This window comes from Alicyclobacillus sp. CIJ1, from assembly GCF_057538885.1.
Genome location: NZ_BAAJPH010000117.1, coordinates 44290 through 61727 on the forward strand (window position 1 = coordinate 44290; position 17438 = coordinate 61727).

The 17438-nt window shown below is 65.8% G+C and carries 20 protein-coding genes and 1 other RNA gene; 8 read left to right on the forward strand and 13 right to left on the reverse strand.

Going from position 1 to position 17438, the window contains the following annotated elements:
• Nucleotides 1-5: 5 nt before the first annotated feature.
• Nucleotides 6-914 carry an FAD:protein FMN transferase gene (locus AC27E8_RS09120; protein WP_487099238.1) on the forward strand — a complete coding sequence of 303 codons (909 nt, stop codon included), beginning with the start codon at nucleotides 6-8 and terminating at the stop codon, nucleotides 912-914.
• Nucleotides 905-1573: a ferric reductase-like transmembrane domain-containing protein gene (locus AC27E8_RS09125; RefSeq protein ID WP_487099237.1), complete on the forward strand. Its 669-nt coding sequence runs from the start codon at nucleotides 905-907 to the stop codon at nucleotides 1571-1573. Before AC27E8_RS09120 ends, AC27E8_RS09125 begins: the two co-directional genes overlap by 10 nt.
• Nucleotides 1574-1576: 3 nt before the next feature.
• Here AC27E8_RS09125 and AC27E8_RS09130 read toward each other — a convergent pair whose 3' ends face one another.
• The gene (locus tag AC27E8_RS09130; protein ID WP_041695482.1) at nucleotides 1577-2596 is read right to left on the reverse strand and encodes a LacI family DNA-binding transcriptional regulator; all 1020 of its coding nucleotides are present in this window, start codon (nucleotides 2594-2596) and stop codon (nucleotides 1577-1579) included.
• Between the two features lie 333 nt (nucleotides 2597-2929).
• Between AC27E8_RS09130 and AC27E8_RS09135 the strand changes: the two genes are divergently transcribed.
• A complete protein-coding gene (locus tag AC27E8_RS09135; RefSeq protein WP_041695483.1) occupies nucleotides 2930-3907 on the forward strand; it encodes an aldo/keto reductase in 978 nt (325 codons plus the stop codon).
• Between the two features lie 41 nt (nucleotides 3908-3948).
• Here the strand turns inward: AC27E8_RS09135 and AC27E8_RS09140 are convergent, their stop codons facing one another.
• Together AC27E8_RS09140 and AC27E8_RS09145 are read right to left on the reverse strand one after the other, a co-directional pair.
• The gene (locus AC27E8_RS09140) at nucleotides 3949-4668 is read right to left on the reverse strand and encodes a cytochrome c biogenesis CcdA family protein (protein WP_487099236.1); all 720 of its coding nucleotides are present in this window, start codon (nucleotides 4666-4668) and stop codon (nucleotides 3949-3951) included.
• Between the two features lie 36 nt (nucleotides 4669-4704).
• Nucleotides 4705-5340 carry a TlpA family protein disulfide reductase gene (locus AC27E8_RS09145; protein ID WP_487099235.1) on the reverse strand — a complete coding sequence of 212 codons (636 nt, stop codon included), beginning with the start codon at nucleotides 5338-5340 and terminating at the stop codon, nucleotides 4705-4707.
• Between the two features lie 176 nt (nucleotides 5341-5516).
• On the opposite strand from AC27E8_RS09145, the gene AC27E8_RS09150 reads away from it, so the two are divergent.
• Nucleotides 5517-6017 carry a hypothetical protein gene (locus AC27E8_RS09150; RefSeq protein ID WP_487099234.1) on the forward strand — a complete coding sequence of 167 codons (501 nt, stop codon included), beginning with the start codon at nucleotides 5517-5519 and terminating at the stop codon, nucleotides 6015-6017.
• Nucleotides 6018-6048: 31 nt separating this feature from the next.
• On the opposite strand, the gene AC27E8_RS09155 is transcribed toward AC27E8_RS09150, so the two are convergent.
• The 10 genes from AC27E8_RS09155 to AC27E8_RS09200 all read right to left on the reverse strand — a co-directional run bounded on the left by AC27E8_RS09155 (nucleotide 6049) and on the right by AC27E8_RS09200 (nucleotide 13885).
• Nucleotides 6049-6690: an SGNH/GDSL hydrolase family protein gene (locus AC27E8_RS09155; RefSeq protein ID WP_487099233.1), complete on the reverse strand. Its 642-nt coding sequence runs from the start codon at nucleotides 6688-6690 to the stop codon at nucleotides 6049-6051.
• The gene (locus tag AC27E8_RS09160; RefSeq protein WP_487099232.1) at nucleotides 6687-7526 is read right to left on the reverse strand and encodes an RnfABCDGE type electron transport complex subunit D; all 840 of its coding nucleotides are present in this window, start codon (nucleotides 7524-7526) and stop codon (nucleotides 6687-6689) included. Before AC27E8_RS09160 ends, AC27E8_RS09155 begins: the two co-directional genes overlap by 4 nt.
• Nucleotides 7513-8418, reverse strand: coding sequence for an FAD:protein FMN transferase (locus AC27E8_RS09165; protein WP_487099231.1), 906 nt, complete (start codon nucleotides 8416-8418; stop codon nucleotides 7513-7515). The genes AC27E8_RS09160 and AC27E8_RS09165 overlap by 14 nt, the downstream gene beginning before the upstream one ends.
• Nucleotides 8415-8885: an FMN-binding protein gene (locus tag AC27E8_RS09170; RefSeq protein ID WP_487099230.1), complete on the reverse strand. Its 471-nt coding sequence runs from the start codon at nucleotides 8883-8885 to the stop codon at nucleotides 8415-8417. Before AC27E8_RS09170 ends, AC27E8_RS09165 begins: the two co-directional genes overlap by 4 nt.
• A gap of 94 nt (nucleotides 8886-8979) precedes the next feature.
• The gene (locus AC27E8_RS09175; RefSeq protein WP_487099229.1) at nucleotides 8980-9192 is read right to left on the reverse strand and encodes a hypothetical protein; all 213 of its coding nucleotides are present in this window, start codon (nucleotides 9190-9192) and stop codon (nucleotides 8980-8982) included.
• Nucleotides 9193-9388: 196 nt separating this feature from the next.
• Nucleotides 9389-9583: a hypothetical protein gene (locus AC27E8_RS09180; RefSeq protein ID WP_014465615.1), complete on the reverse strand. Its 195-nt coding sequence runs from the start codon at nucleotides 9581-9583 to the stop codon at nucleotides 9389-9391.
• Nucleotides 9584-9640: 57 nt separating this feature from the next.
• Nucleotides 9641-11161 carry an MDR family MFS transporter gene (locus AC27E8_RS09185; RefSeq protein WP_487099228.1) on the reverse strand — a complete coding sequence of 507 codons (1521 nt, stop codon included), beginning with the start codon at nucleotides 11159-11161 and terminating at the stop codon, nucleotides 9641-9643.
• Nucleotides 11162-11256: 95 nt separating this feature from the next.
• Nucleotides 11257-12123 carry a pantoate--beta-alanine ligase gene (gene panC, locus AC27E8_RS09190; protein WP_487099227.1) on the reverse strand — a complete coding sequence of 289 codons (867 nt, stop codon included), beginning with the start codon at nucleotides 12121-12123 and terminating at the stop codon, nucleotides 11257-11259.
• On the reverse strand, nucleotides 12116-12985 hold the full coding sequence (panB, locus tag AC27E8_RS09195; protein WP_041695488.1) for a 3-methyl-2-oxobutanoate hydroxymethyltransferase: 870 nt from the start codon (nucleotides 12983-12985) through the stop codon (nucleotides 12116-12118). The genes panC and panB overlap by 8 nt, the downstream gene beginning before the upstream one ends.
• Nucleotides 12986-13885 (reverse strand): Rossmann-like and DUF2520 domain-containing protein, encoded by a 900-nt coding sequence (locus tag AC27E8_RS09200; protein WP_487099226.1) that lies wholly within the window; start codon nucleotides 13883-13885, stop codon nucleotides 12986-12988.
• A 122-nt stretch (nucleotides 13886-14007) separates the two neighbouring features.
• On the opposite strand from AC27E8_RS09200, the gene AC27E8_RS09205 reads away from it, so the two are divergent.
• The 4 genes from AC27E8_RS09205 to ssrS all read left to right on the forward strand — a co-directional run bounded on the left by AC27E8_RS09205 (nucleotide 14008) and on the right by ssrS (nucleotide 17383).
• Entirely contained in the window at nucleotides 14008-14424 is a 417-nt protein-coding gene (locus tag AC27E8_RS09205) for a hypothetical protein (protein ID WP_487099225.1), read from the forward strand.
• A gap of 13 nt (nucleotides 14425-14437) precedes the next feature.
• Nucleotides 14438-15661 carry an MFS transporter gene (locus tag AC27E8_RS09210; RefSeq protein WP_487099224.1) on the forward strand — a complete coding sequence of 408 codons (1224 nt, stop codon included), beginning with the start codon at nucleotides 14438-14440 and terminating at the stop codon, nucleotides 15659-15661.
• A 161-nt stretch (nucleotides 15662-15822) separates the two neighbouring features.
• Nucleotides 15823-17148, forward strand: coding sequence for a glycosyltransferase family 39 protein (locus tag AC27E8_RS09215; RefSeq protein ID WP_487099223.1), 1326 nt, complete (start codon nucleotides 15823-15825; stop codon nucleotides 17146-17148).
• Between the two features lie 57 nt (nucleotides 17149-17205).
• A non-coding RNA gene (ssrS, locus tag AC27E8_RS09220) (6S RNA) lies at nucleotides 17206-17383 on the forward strand.
• Nucleotides 17384-17438: the final 55 nt, after the last annotated feature.

Here is a 17438-nt window from a genome sequence, read left to right on the forward strand (position 1 = left end):
ATGCGATGCAATCCACTGCGTTTCGCGCCATGGGCACCGACGTCGAGCTGTTCGTCGACGACTGGCTGACCGGCCCCGAACTCTCGAGCCTCGCCTGCCAACTTGAGGCTTCCATTCGGCGTTATGAGCGGATCTTCTCTCGGTTCGATCCGGCAAGCCATCTCTCGCGCCTCAATCGACAGGCGGGATGGTGGGTGACGATCCCTGCCGAACTCCACGAGGTTCTGAAGCTCGCGGCGCACTGGTTTGAGCAGACCCGCGGCTATTTTGACCCGTTTATCGGCGAGGACATGCGCCGCATCGGCTACAGCGTGAGCTTTGATCGACTCGACGTCACCGTTGAGCCCGTCCTCGCCTCCAGGCGCGTGCCGCCCGTAAAACCGCCCATCGAATTCCGACCAGACTGCACCGTGCGGCTGCAGCCCGGCTATGAGGTGGATCTCGGCGGAATTGCCAAGGGCTTCATCGTCGCGCGCTGCGCCGAGGAGCTTCGCGCCCAGGGTCTCCGCAATTTCGCGCTGTCCGCGGGCGGCGACGTTCTGGTGACGAGCGACGCTGAGCCCTGGCCGGTCCGCGTGGCGAATCCGTTCGGCGGCGCGGAACCGGTGGGCACGCTCTACGTGAAGCAAGGCGGCGTCGCGACGAGCGGCACCTACAAGCGCCGGTGGCAAACTCCAACCGGCCGGGTGATGCACCACCTCATCGATCCCTTCACCGGGCTGCCGGCCGACACCGATGTCGTGTCCGTGTCCGTCTGCGCCGACGAACTCACGACCGCCGAGGTGCTGGCCAAGGTCGCGCTGCTCCTCGGGGCGGAGCGGGGCACGCCATATCTTTGTGCCGCGCGCGAGGCGGGCATCTGTTGTTCCTTTCTCATCGCGACCACGAAAGGAGATGTGATCCCATGCAATTGATGGCGAAGCCGCAGCGATGGCCGTTCTTGTACACGTGGATCGTGATCCTCGGGATCGTGTTCGCGTCGTACGCGCTCACGGCCCTGACGAATCCGGCCCCCGCGAGCGCCAACCTGACCCACTGGTACATGGCGCGATCCGCGGGGATGACGGCGTACCTGCTTCTGTCGCTCACGGCGTTCCTCGGTGTCACCACGACGAGCGGCGTATGGGACAAGCTGAAGCTCAGGAAGCTCGTAACGCAACTGCATCAGTTTTCCGCGATGCTCGTGCTCCCGTTTGTGTTCTTTCACCTGTGGGGTTTATACGAGGATAAGACGGTCCCGTTTTCGATCTCGGCTCTCTTCGTCCCGTTCGCGGATACCTACCGGCCCACCGCGGTCGCGCTCGGCATCTTGAGTCTGTACACCTGGGTCCTGCTCGTCCTGACATCCTACCTTCGAGAGCGGCTGAACGCCACGGCGTGGCGCCGCATCCACCTGCTCGCGTTCCCGATGTTCGCGGCGGTGACGCTGCACGGCCTTTTGGCGGGATCCGACAGCCACACCGCCTGGGCGAAGCTCGTGTACGCGGTGCCGAGCGCGCTCATCTTGGCTGCGTCGGTCGCGCGGTGGCGAAAGGCGAGAACGAAGGCCGGCCGCCAGCCGTCAGCGGCGTGAGGCTCATCCGCCCATTCGCGCGACGCTCTCCCGCGAGACCAATTCCACGGGAATGGTAATGACGCGCGGAGGGCGATTCGGATTCTGCATGAGGTCAAGGAGTTCGCGCGCCGCCTCCTCGCCCATGGCGCGCGTGTTCTGCCGGATGGTCGTCAGGGCGGGCGTCACAAGCCGGGCAATCGCCACGTCGTCAAAGCCGACGAGCGAGATGTCCCGGCCAGGCTCAAGCCCCCTTTGGCGCAGCGCCTTCATCGCGCCGATGGCCATCATATCCGAAGCGAAAAAGACGGCGGTCGGCCACTCGCGCGCTTCGAGAATCCGGTGCATGGCCTCTTCGCCCGACTCCTCCATGAAATCTCCTTCCGCGACCCACTCGCTTCGAAACGTGAGTCCCAACTCCTGCATGGCCATGTGATAGCCGAGCGCGCGGTCCTGCCCCGGCTTGGTTCCGTAGCGATCGCCGACAAAGCCGATCTTGGTGTGCCCCATGGCAGCGAGGTGCTCGACGGCAAGCCGCGCCCCGCCGACGTTGTCGGAAGACAGCCAGCTTGCCCGCGGGCCGAACAGGTCGAGATCGACCGACACGACGGGAATGCGACTGCGGACAAGCGAAGGAAGGCCTGGCGACGTGCGCGGAATGCCGAGCAGGAACAGGCCGTCCACGCCGCGATGGCGGGCCCGCGCCTCAAAGCCCTGGGGCGCGTGGGGAGGTGTGGTCCGGGAGAAGAAGAGGAGATCGTAGCCGCTTTCGCCGACGACGTCCTGGAAGCTGGCGACGATATCGTGGAGGAACGGATGCCGAAAACCCATTCGGGCGTCGTCTTGAAAGAACACGCCGATGGACATGGAGCGGCGCGTGACGAGGCCGCGAGCCGCCGCGTTTGGCTGATACCCCAATTCGCGCGTGATGCGCTGCACCTTCTCGCGAGTCTTTTGGCTCACGTCGGGATAGCCGTTCAGCACCTTGGACACCGTGGTGGCGGACACGCCAGCCCGGCGCGCGATATCGTAAATGGTGGTCATCGGACAACACCTTTTCTCGCGGCGAAAGGGCCGCGACGTGATCGAAAGCGTTTTCGACACAAACTGAACACGTGTGCGAATGACCGTTCTCACCGCCTATTGTACGTTGGTGCATCCAAGGCCGCAAGAGGTGAACGGCGGATCGAAAGCCTTGGACGAATTTCGCCCCGTGTCCGTCGCATGCCGCGCCAAAAAGGCATTCCACGCCTGCTTCGAAACACGCTCGATGGAAGTTTTCGCGCCGGATTCGAAAATCCCAAACGATTTGAAAGCGTTGCCGCAACGTGATATGAATCATAGCGTGAGGACAACCGCAAAGGAGTGTGGTCTCAAGTGCAGTACACGACACTCGGCCGATCCGGCCTCAAAGTGAGCCGCCTCTGCCTCGGCACGATGAACTTTGGGCCCGAGACGGAGGAGAAGGAAGCCTTCCGGATCATGGACGCCGCGCTCGATGCAGGCATCAACTTCTTTGACACGGCTAACGTGTACGGCGGACCAGGCCATCGCGGCTGGACCGAGGAGATCATCGGCCGCTGGTTCGCGCAGGGCGGCGGTCGCCGCGAGCGCGTCGTTTTGGCCACGAAAGTGTACAACCCCATGGAGGACCCGCTCGACGGCCCGAACGATGGCCGCGGCCTGTCCGCGTACAAGATTCGACGTCACCTGGAGGGATCGCTCAGGCGTCTCCAGACGGATCACATCGAGCTGTATCAGATGCATCACGTGGACCTCTCGGTCTCGTGGGACGAACTGTGGGAAGCATTTGAGGTCGCTCGATATCAGGGGAAGATTGACTACGTGGGCGCGTCCAACTTCGCGGGATGGCACCTCGCGGTGGCGCAGGCGGCCGCCAAGGCGCGCAATTTCTTCGGACTCGTTTCCGAGCAACACAAGTACCACCTGCTCTGCCGCGAGCCAGAGCTCGAGGTCTTGCCTTGCGCGCAGGCGCACGGCATTGGCGTCATCCCGTGGAGCCCGCTCGCCGGAGGCCTCCTCGGGCGCAACGCGCTGACGGGATCCGGGCAGCGCACGGCGCGCGCGAAGGACGAGATTGAGCGGCTGCGTCCGAAACTGGAGGCGTTTAAGAAGTTGTGCGACGAGATTGGCGAGCCGCAGGACGTGGTGGCCTTGGCGTGGCTGTTGCACAATCCGGCCGTGACGGCGCCCATCATCGGGCCACGCACGCTGGATCAACTGGAGGCCAACCTGCGCGCGCTCGAGGTCAAGCTCGACGACGAAGTGCTGAAGCGCCTGGACGAGATCTTCCCGGGGCCTGGCGGTCCCGCGCCGGAGGCATATGCCTGGTGAACGGCGAGATGTGGGCAGGGGCACCACGCCCTTGCCCGCCCTCATCTCCCTCCAACCCACTGCCCTAGCATTTGCGCCGCCCCACTCACGCGCTCGATGCCGTGCGTCACGAGCAGGATTCCCATGAGGACAAGCAGATAACCGCTCACCCGCGAGATCCACACACTGTAGCGAGCCATGCCGCGCAGGCGGCCGAGAGACGCGAATGCGCCCGCGATGGCGAGAAACGGTATCGAGAAGCCGATGACGTACGCGGAAATAAGCGGAAGGCCGAGCGCGGCGTGCGTTGCCGTGAGTACGAGCACGGAGGACAGAATCGGCCCGATGCAGGGCGTCCATCCGGCTGAGAATGTCACGCCGACGAGAAATGATCCAAGGTAGCTCACACCTCTGCTGTGACCGCGCAACTTCCATTCGCGCATCAGCATGGATGGCTTCAGGACGCTCGCCAACACCAGCCCCATGCCGATGATCAGGAAACCGCCCGCGACGCGAAGGATGCCCCGATACTGGATGAACGCGCGGCCCAACGCGCTCGCGGATAGGCCAAGCGCGAAGAAGATGACAGAGAAACCGAGCACAAAGAACAGCGCGTGAGAAACCACACGGATGCGGGCGCGCCAAGTCAGGAGCTGCTCGTCGGCCGGGCGAAGCGATACGCCGGACAGATAGGACAGGTACGATGGGTAAAGCGGCAGGACACAAGGCGAGAAGAAGGAAACCAGCCCAGCTACGAACGAGATCCAAACACTCGGTGTCATGGCGCCTCCTCGTTCCTTCCGCGCCCTGCGCCGAGATCAGCGGCTCGCGAGGGCCTGTCCCACGACGGCCCGAAGCTCCGACGCGGAGAGCGCTCCCACATGGATAGAAACCACCTTACCGGCTTTGCTGATGACGTAGGTCATGGGCTCGGCAATCACGCTGTAGGCGCGATCGAAGTCTCCCTGCGTGTCGAAGAGAACGGGGTATGGGATCTGATAGCGGCGGACGAACGCCTCGGCGGCCGGGACGCTGTCGAGCGAGGTCAGGTTGACCCCGAGAAACTGGACTTCAGACCCGTAAGTCCGGTACATGGAGACGAAATGGGGCGTCTCTTCCCGACACGGCGGACACCACGACGCCCAAGCGTTGAGGACCACCGGTTTCTTCCCCAGGTAGGCGGACAGCCACACGCGCTTACCGCTCGGCTCCGCGGTCAAAAGCACATCTGGCGCCAAAGCGCCGGGCACCAGGACCTGCCCGCCGGTCATGGACGCGACGTCGTTCGCGGAACGATGGGCCGTGCCGTAAGCCCCGTTACGCGTCACGGCGGGATTTTGCGATCCGGCATGCGCCAAAGCCGGCTGCGGTGAGGAAAGCCCACAACCGCTGAGGCCGAACGACAGTAAGAGGATCATCGCAGAGACACCCCACGCTTTACGCCTCATGTTCATCTCCCTGCCCTCCCACACCGGTTCTCCACCTGTACCTCCTAGGGTATCATAGAAGCGTGCGGAAATGTGCCTCGCTGCAACCAACGCGACAGGTTTCGTCGGCGCCCATGCGTCCGGTAAGATCACTGAACAGAGCGTTGGAACCACGTAAGCGCACATCTCCCAGGGAGGATAACATGAAGCCGAAGCGTATCCTTGCGTGGGCCGCGATGGTCCTATTGGCCGCATGCGCAGTGGGCTGCGGGACGCCGCATATCGCGAAGCCCGCGGCTCCCCCGCCATCGACTCCGCCCAGCAGTTCGCCGGTCATCATCGCAGAGGCACAGCTCAGTCCTCGATCCAAGAACGCCATCAACGCGTCGGCGACGCTCGTTGTCAACCGAGAGAATCAGACGCTCACGGTGTCGGTGGACGCCGTGCACCTGGCGCCGCACCGCAAATACGGCGTGGTGCTCGTCGCGGCGCCAGGCGCGGAAGGCCCGTCGCGATGGCTCGGGACCTTCCAGGCTGACGCGCACGGCGAGGCCGCGTACATGGCCGTTGTGCAGCAGGTCACGAGCATTCCGGCTTCCGGCTGGCAGGTCGAACTCACGTCCGGCTCCAGCGTGCTGGCCGCAGGCGACGTGCACTTGGTGCCCATGAGCAACCAACTGCCGAAAAGCCTGCCCACGAATTGACCCCGCGCGCCCGGATCCGCACCTCGCGGCCTCACAGCGCCCCGACGGCGGTGAGAAACGCGCGCGCGATGACGAGGTGGCCGTTCAAATAGGGATGCACCCGATCTGGCGCCAACACCCAGGTGCTGAGGTGCGCGAGAAGGCGATCGAACTCGGCCTGCACGTCGACAAACGGGACGCGTTCGCTCGCCGCGACGTCGCGCATCGCCTCGATATACGCGTCCACAGCCTTTCGCATCGGATCGCTGCGATTGGGCTCAAGGTAAAACGGGCTCAGGAGAAACATCTCGCGCACGCGCGGCTTCGTCGTCGCAACGAGGCGTCGCAGCGTGTCCCGGTATTCGTCGATCCCGACGTGACGCTCAACGACGAGCGGCATGTCAAACTGGCGCCACACGTCGTTCACGCCGATCATGAGGCTCACGTAATCCGGCTGAAGCGCCATCACCTCGCCCTCCCAGCGCTGCGCCACGTCCGCCACCGTGTTGCCGCTCGTGCCCACATTCATCACGCGGATGCGCCAGTCGGGGTGAAGCGCTTGCAAATGCGCGTCCACAAGCGCGACGTAGCCATTTCCGAGCCCACCGCGCGGGGACTCGCCCACCGGATGCGCCCTGCCGCAGTCGGTAATGGAATCTCCCACCATCACGAGCTTAGACCCTGGTTCGATCACGGCCTCTCCTCCCTCCGCGCCGATTGTAGCACATGGCGGCGCGCGCGGACGGCCGCGTAGGCGGCGTTCGCAGCGAGCAAGCCTAGGAAAGGATACAATAGCCCACTCACGGCGAGATAGACCGCCGCTGAGATACTCGCCGCCGCAGCGCCAAACGCCACCTGCTCCCACAGGCGGGACGGTGATGTCGGCGGATCGCTCGCCATGAAGCCCGCCGCGAAGAGCGTCGAATTGAAGATGGGATTGTGAAACGCGTCGGCGCCAAGGGCGCTGTGCATCGCGCCGGCGGCGAAGCAGATGGCGAGAAACGCCGCCATATACGCAAAGAACGACGCAAACTTGCGGGCGCGCCAAAGGACCCCGTACATCAAGGCGACGAGGATCGCGACATAGGCTGGGGGAAGCCCGCCGAGATCGCCCCACCAGCTTTCGCTCGCGCCTGCGGCCGCGGAGAGGAGGAGGCCGACGGCGGCCGGATTGAAGACGTGCCGACGGCGAAGCCGAATTACATGTTTGGAGGCGACGGAGACGGCAGCGGTGGCTGGAGCGAGCCACAGCGGGCTGTCCACAGCCAGCACCATGCCCACAATGGCCCCCGTGACGAGCGCCCCTTCCGGCACCGCGGGTCGAAGACCGCGGGCACGCCGCAAGGCGAGATCGCACAGGACCGCAGCGCCCGTGGCCATCGCCATTTGAAGCAGCCCGCGCGGCGATCCGCTGCCCACGGCCGCCACAAGACCAAGCGCCCAGAGCGCCGCAGCGCAGACCGGCTTTGGCCTGCGCAGAAGCGCGCGCAGGCGCCGCCACGGCCACTTCGCCGCGTCACTCGAGCACATGGATTCTCCACTCCCTCGTCTCCACGGATGTGCCGTCCTCGTACCACACCTTGGCCTGTGCGCCCGCCTCCTCGCACAGCGGCTCAAGCTCGTCCGGTTCCACCAACATGCAGGCCGTGGCGAGGCCGTCCGCCATCATGGCGTACGGCGCGACGACGGTCGCCGCCAGGGCCTGGGCTCGTCCGGGGCGCGGATGCCACAGGTGAGAGGCCCCACGGGGACTCCGCCGCGCGTACAGTCCGGACGAACACACGCTGCCCGAGGCCAAAGAAAGTACCATCGGCACAAAGCCCGGGATCTCGTGGCGGACCTCAACCTCCCACGGACCGCCGCCTGGTGCGGAGCCAAACGCGGCGAGATCGCCGCCCGCGTTGACGAGCGCGCCGTCGAGAAGGGCGCCGCGAAGTCGCGCAAGGGCGAGATCCACCGCATAGCCCTTCGCCACGGCGCCGAGATCGAGGAGCAGGGGGCGGCGCGTTCGCACGGCCGTGCGCGCCGGGTCGAGCTCCACGTCGCGAAACGTCGCATCCGGCGAGCACTCGGGCCAAGAAAGTCGCTTCCCCGTTTGATAATCCCGATCAAAGCCGAGCGCAGCTAGGCGATGGCCGCATGCTGGATCGAAGCGGCCGCCGGTCCACTCGGCGAGCCAGAGGGCAACCTGCAGCGGGTACCAGACGTGCGGCGACACGGGCACCCACACCCCGGGCGTCGCGGCGATGCGCGCGACGTCGCTGTCCGTGCGAAACCGAGTCGCCACTGCCTCCACCTCGTAGAAGACGCCCACCGCGTCGTCGAGCGCCCGCACCAGCTCCTCCTCGCGCGCGCCCTCCCGCCACGCGGCCATGTCGATGCGCGTGTCCATGGCCATATACGCGCGGCGGACGTAGGTCATGCGTCTCCCCCCGCAGAGCCCGGATTTTTGGCCTCGTCAAGGGCCTGTTGCACGGCGAGCGCGAACGCGAAAGACGACAGCGTGGCGCCGGAGACGAAGCGGATGTTGGCGGATTGCGCCTTCGTCACCTCGTCGGGCAGGGCGGGATCGATGTCGCTCTGCGGGTAATGCGTGTCGCAGCGGGTGATGACCACCTTGGCGATCCGCCCGCCGGCAATGGTGACCTCCACGTCGATGGTGCCGATTTGATCCGAACCGGACCCTCGATAGACGCCATCTCGATACCGCGTGCTCGCAGTCCCCCGTTTTCCTTCACCCGCGTGTCGCTGGGGAGATGTCGGTGGAGAACCCGGTGACGCGCGGTGTGCGTAGGGCTCCGTGATGACGTAGCCGGCGGCGTACGCCGCCGCGAGGGCCGCGGTACAGATAGCGACAAGCGGCGCGCGGCCCAACTTTCCCACGGACATGGCCCCCTTCGTGAACCTTCTGTCCGCAGTATAGCCGTTCTTTCGCAAAGACGAATGGAGCCAGCCCGGGCTGGCTCCAACATTCATCTTTTGTTCACTCCTCCGCGCACGCGCCGCGGTTGTAGCCAAGCACCAGGTACGTCCGTCCGTCCACTGCGGACACCTCCTGATACCCGTGGCTCAGGAGCGTGTACACAGCGTCGCGGGCGAGCTCTCCCCGATGGATGTCCGGCGCACCCGCGCTCTTCACCACCCGCACCACGCGATTCGTGCGCTTGTCGATGGTGAGAACCACGACATGCTCCACGCCTCTCACCTCGCTTCCAGAGAGCGGTGTGTCCGCGCGGACACCGTATCGTGTGCGAGGCGAGGCTTGCGCGGCATGGACAAAAGGTCCGCCAGGCGCAAAAAGGGGCCCCGGCCGCGAACGCGCCGCGGCGAGGAGCCCGCCTATGCTCACGCGAAGGGCCGATCGCGAGTCGCGATCGGCCCTGTTCAGCGATTCACGCGATCTCATCCGGGACGATGGTCGCTCGCAAATCCCGCAGGTGCCCATCCGGCGTGTACAGGATGGCATCGGCCGTTCCGGCCTGATACGCGTCCTGCACCTGCGCTTTGGTCAGGCTGAGCCCGTCGCTCGCTTCCTCGAGCCCGAGGGCTTCGCCTTTTGACGCGCGTCGTTCATGGCGCTCTGCCATCCGCCATCCCCCCGTCCATCGAGCGTGATCGCCAAGTGTAGTTTGCCTCGATTGGCCTCAGGCATGCGCGCGATTCGCCTGAACCTTCGCCTGTTGCTCCATGAGTTTGGCATGCGAAGGCAAAAACCACGCAATCACGACGATGGCGAGGCTCACGCAGAACATGGCGAGGAAGATGTCGTGCAACGTGTGCGCGAGCATGCCGTCCACGAATCGCTTGACCTCAGCCGGGATGCCGGCCGCCGGTCCGCCGCCGGACAGGTTGTTGAGGATCTGCGTCAGATCTCCGCGATTCACGCCCGCCGGCGCGTTGGTGCGCACGTAGCTCGCCGTGATGCTGTTGAACAGGCTGCCGAACACCGTCACGCCGATGGTCTGGCCGAGCGCTCGTGCGAACTGATTCGATCCCGTCGCGGCGCCGCGCATCTGCCAGCTCACCACGGACTGAATCATGACGGTGGTGGGCGTGTTCAGGTATCCCATGCCGAGGCCCATGACAATCATGACGCCGACAAAGAACCAGTACGGCGTGCCGAGCTTGATGGCGAGGAGCCACGCGGCAGCCACAGCCACGAGGAGGGTCCCGATGACCGTCGTCCGCTTGGCGCCGATGCGGTACATGTATCGCCCCGACAAAGTCGACGCGAGCGGCCAGGCGAGCGACATCGGCATGAGCGTGAGGCCCGAGTTCGTCGCGCTGTGCCCGAGGATGGTCTGAATCCACATGGGCAGGTACACGTTGCCGCCGATGAGCACGAATGCGGCCAAAAACGCCAGCACGTCCGACACAGCAATCACGGGATTGGAGAGCAGCTTGAGCGGCAGCATGGGTTCGGCGACCTTGGCCTCAATCCACACGAAAGCCGCAAGAAAGACGGCGCTCGCAGCAAACAGCCCGAGGATGACCGCGCTCGTCCACGCGTACTTGCTGCCGCCGTTCAGGAGCGCGTAGAGCAGCGACGAGACGCCGATGGTGAAGACCAAGGCGCCCCACACGTCCACGCGGTGCTGGCGGCGCTCAAACCGCTCGTGCAGGAAGAGAAGCACCAGGACGAGCGAGAGCGCGCCGACGGGCACGTTGATGTAAAAAATCCAGCGCCAGCTGACGTGATCGACAAACAGGCCGCCCACCAAGGGGCCGAGAAGGCCCGCGACGCCCCAGACGGAGCTGAACAAGCCCTGCATGCGGGCGCGCTCCTCGCCCTGAAAGATGTCGCCGATGATGGTGAACGTCACAGGCATGACCGCGCCGGCCCCGAGACCCTGAAAGGCGCGGAACCAGACGAGCTCCGCCATGTTCTGCGACAGGCCGGACAGCGCGGAACCGATGACAAACAAAACGACGCCGATGCAGAAGATGGTCTTGCGGCCGAACAGATCGGCCAGCTTGCCGTAGATGGGCGTCGTCACGCACGTGGTCAGCGTGTAGATGGCGAAGACCCAACTGTATAAGTTCAAACCGTGCAACTGGCGGACGATGTGCGGCATCGCCGTGCTCACGACGGTGACGTCGATGGCGACCAAAAACACGGCGAGCATCATCGCCACAGAGACCATGCGCCTGTTGGTGTGATGCATCCTGACGCCCTCCCCCCCAAATCGATCAAAGCCGCCGCCCATTGTAGTCGAAGAGGATCCGCCGAGCAAGGGAGGACGAGGCGCGCTTAGAAGACCTACGGATCCACGTGGAACTGGAAGTTGTCGATGAGCCGCGCCTTGCCGAAGTATGCGGCCACAGCGAGCATGATGTCGCCCTCGATGCGCTCGATGGGCTCGAGATCCGGCATGGAGACGAGATCGGCGTAGTCGAGCCGAGCGATGGGATCCGCCTCAATCCGCTCGCGCATGCCGTGGCGAATGACGTCCGCGCGCCGCTCGCCGGCCAGAATGGCGTCTTTTGCCCAGCTCAACGTGCGATAGAGGACGACGGCGTGTTCCCGCTCCTCGGGCGTCAGGTACACGTTTCGAGAGCTCTTGGCGAGGCCGTCCGGCTCGCGCACCGTAGGCACCCCGACGATGCGGACGGGGAAGTTGAGATCCGCGACCATGCGCTGAATGATGGCGAGCTGCTGCCCGTCTTTTTGTCCGAAGCAGGCGACGTCGGGCTGCACGATGTGAAACAGCTTGGAGACGACCGTGGCCACGCCGGTGAAGTGGCCCGGGCGGGATTGGCCGCACAGGCGGTCCGACAAGGTCGGGAGCGACACCTCCGTGCGCATGGGTTGCGGATACATCTCGTCGACGCTCGGCGCAAAGACGGCGTCCGCCATGCCCTGCTGGCGAAGTAGGCCGAGATCTCGGTCGAGATCGCGCGGGTAGCTCGCGAAGTCCTCGCGCGGGCCGAATTGAAGCGGATTGACGAAGATGCTGACGACGACGAAGTCCGCCTCCTGCCGGGCCCGCTCGACGAGCGCGAGGTGGCCCTCGTGCAGGTAGCCCATCGTGGGGACAAGCGCCACCTGCCGGCCTTCGCGGCGCACCGCTTGCACCGACTGCCGCACCTCGGCGATGGTGCGCAGAAGACGAGGACGATCACTCACGCGGGCCACCCCCGTGCCGCGCGACCATGGATTGAAAGAGCCGCAGCTCCCCATCCTGCAGGTGAACGGTCTGTTCCTCGCCCGGGAACACGCCTTGCGCGACCTCCTCGATGTACTGGCGCGCGGCGTCCCGGATGACGGACGCGAGGTCCGCGTATCGCTTGTTGTGCTTCGGAATATAGCCCGACGTGTAGCCGATGAAGTCGTGGAAGACGAGGACCTGGCCGTCGCAGTGTGGCCCCGCACCGATGCCGATGGTGGGAATGGACAGCCGATGTGTGATCTCGGCCGCCACTTCCGCCGGGACCGCTTCGAGCACGATGCTGAACGCGCCGGCCTCCTCGAGCGCCAGGGCGTCTTCCATCATCTCGAGGGCGCGATCGGCCGTCTTGCCCTGCACGGCAAACCCACCAAAGGCATGCACGGACTGCGGCGTGAGGCCGATGTGGCCCATGACCGGAATGCCGGCTTCGACGAGGCGGCGCACCGTCTTGGCCACCTCGCGCCCGCCTTCGAGCTTGACGCCGTGCACGCCGCCCTCCTGCATCAGCCGGCCAGCGGACCGCAGCGCCTCCTCGGCCGACACCTGATACGTCAGAAAGGGCAGATCCGCCACGACCATGGCGCCTTCCGCACCGCGCGAGACGAGGCTTGCGTGGTAGACCATGTGATCCAGCGTCACCGGCACGGTGGTTGGCTGCCCCTGCACCACCATCCCGAGCGAGTCACCGACCAAGAGCACGTGGACGCCCGCCTCAGACAAGAGTTTGGCGGTCGGATAATCGTACGCGGTCAGCATGGCGATTTTCTCGCCCGCCCGCTTCATGTTGGCGAGCGTGCGCACGGTCACTGTGCGTGCCATCTACATTCCCCCTGTATCCGCAAACCATTGTGACAGGCGGCCCGCGGCCTCGGGCCCAAGCGTCCCCTTCGCCACCGCGATAGGCACGGTGGCCGCCGCAAGGGCGAGATACACGCGGCGCGCGGCCGGATCGCGCTCGAGAGCGCGCAGGTGCTCGGCCACGGTGTCCACGTCGCCGCGCTCGATGGGCCCGGTGAGCGCCGCCGGGATCCCGAGCGACGCCAGATTTTCAAGCGTCCGCTGCGCGAGCGGCAACAGGCTCTTCGCCCCTTCGGGCAGCGGCGCGAGGCGCGACGCGGTGGCCATGAGGGCGATCACGGCGTTCGACGCAAGCACCGCCGCGGCGTGATACGCAGGCTTGTCCGCCGCCGCGATGGCAAACGGGCGGGCTCCCCACGCCTCTGCGAGGGAAAAAGCCAGGCGCACGGCCTCGGGCTGTCCTTCCACGGCCACGGCCACGCCCCTCAGCCGCTCGGCGTCGTCCTCGTCGCCCGCAAACGTCTGCAGCGGGTGCACACTCGCCGTCTTCGCGCCGCGAACGGCCGCTGGCTCCAGGGCGTCGCTCGCGAGTGCGCCCGAGGTGTGAAACACCACCTGCCCGCGCCGCCACGCCCCCGCCTCCGCGAACTGACGGCACACCGAGGCGATGGCGCTGTCGGACACCGTGATCCAGACGACGTCCGCCTTCGCCAGGACCTCCTGAGGGCGGTCCATCCCATACACCGAGGCCCCCGTCATCCGTGCAAACGTCTGGGCCCTGTCGCTCTCCGGCTGGCGCGCGAGAGCGCCCATCACCTGATGCCCTGCGCGCATCGACGACAGCGCCAGAGCGACCGCCGTCCGGCCGGGCCCGACAAACACCATGCGAGCAGCGTGAGCCTCGTGTTCGGCGCCGGACATCGCACTGCCTTCCTCCTTGTTGGAACATGCGTGTTTCGAGGTGATTGTACCAGTCCGGCATGAAAATGTGGAATTGAGCCAACCTTGTGGAGAGAGACATCTCCCAAGAGAGGTGCAAGCCCATGCAGGCGTTCTGGCAGTGGATCCGCCGGGAAGACCGATTCCCGCGTCACGCCAAGCTGCTTGGCGGAATCGCGTTCGCGCTCGGCCTCGCGTGCGCAGTCATGCCGCGAACGGGCGTGCTCCGCCTCGAACCTATCGCCGTGGTGTGCGGGACCGTCTGCCTGTGGGCCGGGTTGTCCGCCCTCGGGTACGGCGTGTTTGTCCTCCTCGCCATGGACCTCATCCTGAGCCCCGCGTTCTGGCGCAGCCTCACCCACCTGGCTGCCCCGGGCTCGCTCGCCGACAGCGCCGGCGCGTACTTCGATCTCGTCGGCGTGATCGCCATGTCTGTGGCGCTCGTGCGGCAGGCACTCCTGCGAAGACAGGAAGTTGAGGTGGCAACGCCCGAACAAGACTCGGACGTCGAATCCAACTGAAGGAGGCGAGCACATGCGCCGGCCCGCGTGGCTCGGAATCCTTGCGGCCAGCCTGATTCCGTTGATCCTGACCCTCGGCAACTCGATGAAGGTGCCCGTGGTCCCCGTGATGCAGTCGGCCTTCGGCATCACGCCCACCGCGGCGAGCCTGCTCATCACCGCGTATTCCGTGATAGCCGTCGCCCTGATGCCCGTGGCGGGGTTCCTCGCGGACCGGATGAGCCGCAGGCGACTCGCCGTGGCGGCGCTCGCCGTGGCCGCCGTCGGCGGTGGCATCGCAGCCGTCGGCGCCTCAGCCGCCCACAGTTACGCGTGGGTGCTCGGAGGGCGCGTTGTGCAGGGCGTCGGGGCTGCCTTCGCCATGCCGCTGGCGCTTCCCCTCGCGGGCGATCTCGCCGAGGAAGGCGGGCGCGGGCGAGCCGCCGGATTCACGGAAGTCGGCAACACCCTAGGCAAACTCATGAGCCCCGTCCTCGGCGCGCTGCTCGCCACCTGGGCGTTCTTCGCGCCGTTCTGGGCCGTGTTCGCGCTCTGCGGATCGCTCTCAGCGGCTATCGCATGGATGATCCCCGAGCGGCGCGCAAGAGTCCCTCGCGTCCCCCATGCCGCGGCCTGGCGCGTCGCGTTTCGCGCCCACGCGCCACTTCTCACGGCGACCTACCTGAGCGGTGCGGTGAGCATGTTGTGCCTCTTCGGAGGGCTTGTGAGCCTGTCCGAATCCCTCGCCGATAGCGCTCACGTGCCGGAGTGGCAAAACGGCCTGCTGCTGTCCATTCCGCAGGCCATGCTCTGCCTGGCGAGCCTTCTGACCGGCCTCGTTTCAGACCGATGGAAGGCGCCATCTCGCGCGGCCATCGCGCTCGGCCTCGCCTGGACGGCTGCTTCCTTCGGCGCCGCAAGCGCACGTCAGGACATGGCGTGGCAAATCGCATCCGTCAGCCTCGGCGCCTACGGCATCGGCACGGCCATCACGGCCATCGACGCGTGCCTCGCCACGGCGCTCGCTCACGAGGTACGCGGAAGTTTGTCGGCCCTCTACACGAGCGCGCGCTTCCTTGGCCCCACCCTCGGTCCGCCCCTAGCCTCGTGGCTCCAGGCGTTCGGAGCGCGAACGCCGTACGCGGTGCTTGGCGCCATTGCCCTTGCCGCATCCCTCACCTCCGGCGCGCTTCTCTGGCGAAGCGCCCGAGGCGGCGAACCAGCGGCGGGAGACGCGCGCCCGGCCGCCCACGCGTAGCTGTTCTCGGATCTCCAAGCGGCACGTTCGCACCGCACGCTCCGGTCTCAGCGCCCTCTGCGCAGCACCGCCCAATTCCATCTTCACCCATGGCGCGCGGGTGTACAATCGGAGAGGATGAACAAGGCCCCGAGAACGGCCTTCCTGAAAGGAGCCGGCTCATGACGTTGGAACATTCCCACGCGCGCGCCGCGGCCATCGAATGTCCCTCGGCGGTCATCCTGGCGCTCGACGCGCTGTCGATCACGGCCGTCGCGCTTCTGCTTCGCCTTCTGTGGCTCACCGCCGTGCATCCTGTCCCCGCATCCGATTTCGCCTGGTATCGCGATCACGCCCTCGCCCTCGCTGCCGGACAAGGCTACACGTACGACGGCAAGCCGACTGCCTATTTCCCCATCGGATATCCGCTCTTTCTCGCGGGAATCTATGCCCTGTTTGGCACCAGCTTTTGGAGCGGCACTGTCGCCAACGCCATTCTGAACAGCCTGACAGCGGGACTCGTGACCACCCTCGGAACCGTTCTGTGGAAGCGGTCGGCCGGGCTCGTTGCCGGCTTTCTCTTGGCGGGATACCTGTCGCAAATCGCATGGTCGAGCGTCCTCTGCAGCGAGATGCTGTTCACGTTTCTTCTGACGCTGGCCGCGCTCATCGGCGCCACACGGGGAGGGCGAGACGTCCGGCTCGGCCGCTCGTTCGCCTTAGGGTGCGTCGCCGGGCTCGCCTGCGCCGTGCGCCCCGTCCTGATGCTCGCGCCCGCGCCGTGGCTCGCGTACCTCATGGTCGCGCGCGTCGGATGGCGCCGCGCCTGGGCGCTTGCGGCCGCCATGCTGTCCGGCGTCCTCCTCGCCGTGGCCCCCATCACCGTGCGCAACGTGATCGAGCTGCACGCCTTCGTCCTGGTCTCGACGAACGGTGGGGTCAACCTGTGGCAGGGGAACAACCCGCACGCGAACGGCGCCTATTTTTGGCCGCTCAACCCGCATCAAAACCCCTTTCTCTCCTACGTGTCAAACGAGGTGACGGAAGATCACGCAGCCGCCAAAGCGGCGCGCGCGTACATGTTCACGCATCCTCTGCGCACGCTCGAGATGGGCTTTGTGAAGTGGTGGCACCTGTTCGACGGAGTTTCGAACGCACTCTACTGGTCCGTCGGTCAGAGCTCGCCGCCTGTCCCCCGCTGGTTCGCGCGCGCCGTGCACGCGGTCGATCTCGGCACCTATTTGGGCATGCTCGCCTCCGCCTGCGGCGGGATCGCCATGGCAGTGCGCAGCGCACGGGTGCGGCGCGACCATCGGGCCTTCTGGCCACTTCTCATCCTTGCGTATTACATCGCGCTCTTTTTCATCTTTCCCGCGTGGGATCGCATGCGCGCACCCATCGAGCCTTTGTTGGCGCTCTTTGCCGGATATGGCGCCGTTCAGATGACGAGGGCGGTTCGACGCGCACGCTTGGTGCTGCGTTTCGCGCGCGGGTCCAAGGCAGGATGAACCTGGATGGAACAAACGGCTTGGCATTCGACGCGGAGCGTGCTATACTACTGCAACAAGCTCCTGTGATGTTCGTGGGGCAGTTTTGGTTTTCATCCACGCGAGACCTACGGGAATCCGTGTCCGTCTGCGGATGCCATGCCTCGGCGTTGTGGACGGTTGAAACCGGCGGTAGGATACCCACCTTGGAGATGGGGATGCAAAACCGATTGTCCCACGGCAGAACGGGGTTACATACCAAGCCGCTTGTCGACGCGGACATCGCTCGGCGGGCGGCTTTTTCATGTTGA

Excerpts from the sequence above, each read along its gene's own strand:
- AC27E8_RS09145 (WP_487099235.1), bottom strand. The coding sequence starts at position 5,340 with ATGAACATGAGGCGTAAAGCGTGGGGTGTCTCTGCGATGATCCTCTTA.
- AC27E8_RS09180 (WP_014465615.1), bottom strand. The coding sequence starts at position 9,583 with ATGGCAGAGCGCCATGAACGACGCGCGTCAAAAGGCGAAGCCCTCGGG.
- AC27E8_RS09215 (WP_487099223.1), top strand. The coding sequence starts at position 15,823 with ATGACGTTGGAACATTCCCACGCGCGCGCCGCGGCCATCGAATGTCCC.
- AC27E8_RS09205 (WP_487099225.1), top strand. The coding sequence starts at position 14,008 with ATGCAGGCGTTCTGGCAGTGGATCCGCCGGGAAGACCGATTCCCGCGT.
- AC27E8_RS09170 (WP_487099230.1), bottom strand. The coding sequence starts at position 8,885 with ATGTCCGTGGGAAAGTTGGGCCGCGCGCCGCTTGTCGCTATCTGTACC.
- AC27E8_RS09130 (WP_041695482.1), bottom strand. The coding sequence starts at position 2,596 with ATGACCACCATTTACGATATCGCGCGCCGGGCTGGCGTGTCCGCCACC.
- AC27E8_RS09200 (WP_487099226.1), bottom strand. The coding sequence starts at position 13,885 with ATGTCCGGCGCCGAACACGAGGCTCACGCTGCTCGCATGGTGTTTGTC.
- AC27E8_RS09185 (WP_487099228.1), bottom strand. The coding sequence starts at position 11,161 with ATGCATCACACCAACAGGCGCATGGTCTCTGTGGCGATGATGCTCGCC.
- panB (WP_041695488.1), bottom strand. The coding sequence starts at position 12,985 with ATGGCACGCACAGTGACCGTGCGCACGCTCGCCAACATGAAGCGGGCG.
- AC27E8_RS09125 (WP_487099237.1), top strand. The coding sequence starts at position 905 with ATGCAATTGATGGCGAAGCCGCAGCGATGGCCGTTCTTGTACACGTGG.
- AC27E8_RS09150 (WP_487099234.1), top strand. The coding sequence starts at position 5,517 with ATGAAGCCGAAGCGTATCCTTGCGTGGGCCGCGATGGTCCTATTGGCC.
- AC27E8_RS09165 (WP_487099231.1), bottom strand. The coding sequence starts at position 8,418 with ATGACCTACGTCCGCCGCGCGTATATGGCCATGGACACGCGCATCGAC.
- AC27E8_RS09210 (WP_487099224.1), top strand. The coding sequence starts at position 14,438 with ATGCGCCGGCCCGCGTGGCTCGGAATCCTTGCGGCCAGCCTGATTCCG.
- AC27E8_RS09160 (WP_487099232.1), bottom strand. The coding sequence starts at position 7,526 with ATGTGCTCGAGTGACGCGGCGAAGTGGCCGTGGCGGCGCCTGCGCGCG.
- AC27E8_RS09140 (WP_487099236.1), bottom strand. The coding sequence starts at position 4,668 with ATGACACCGAGTGTTTGGATCTCGTTCGTAGCTGGGCTGGTTTCCTTC.
- AC27E8_RS09120 (WP_487099238.1), top strand. The coding sequence starts at position 6 with ATGCAATCCACTGCGTTTCGCGCCATGGGCACCGACGTCGAGCTGTTC.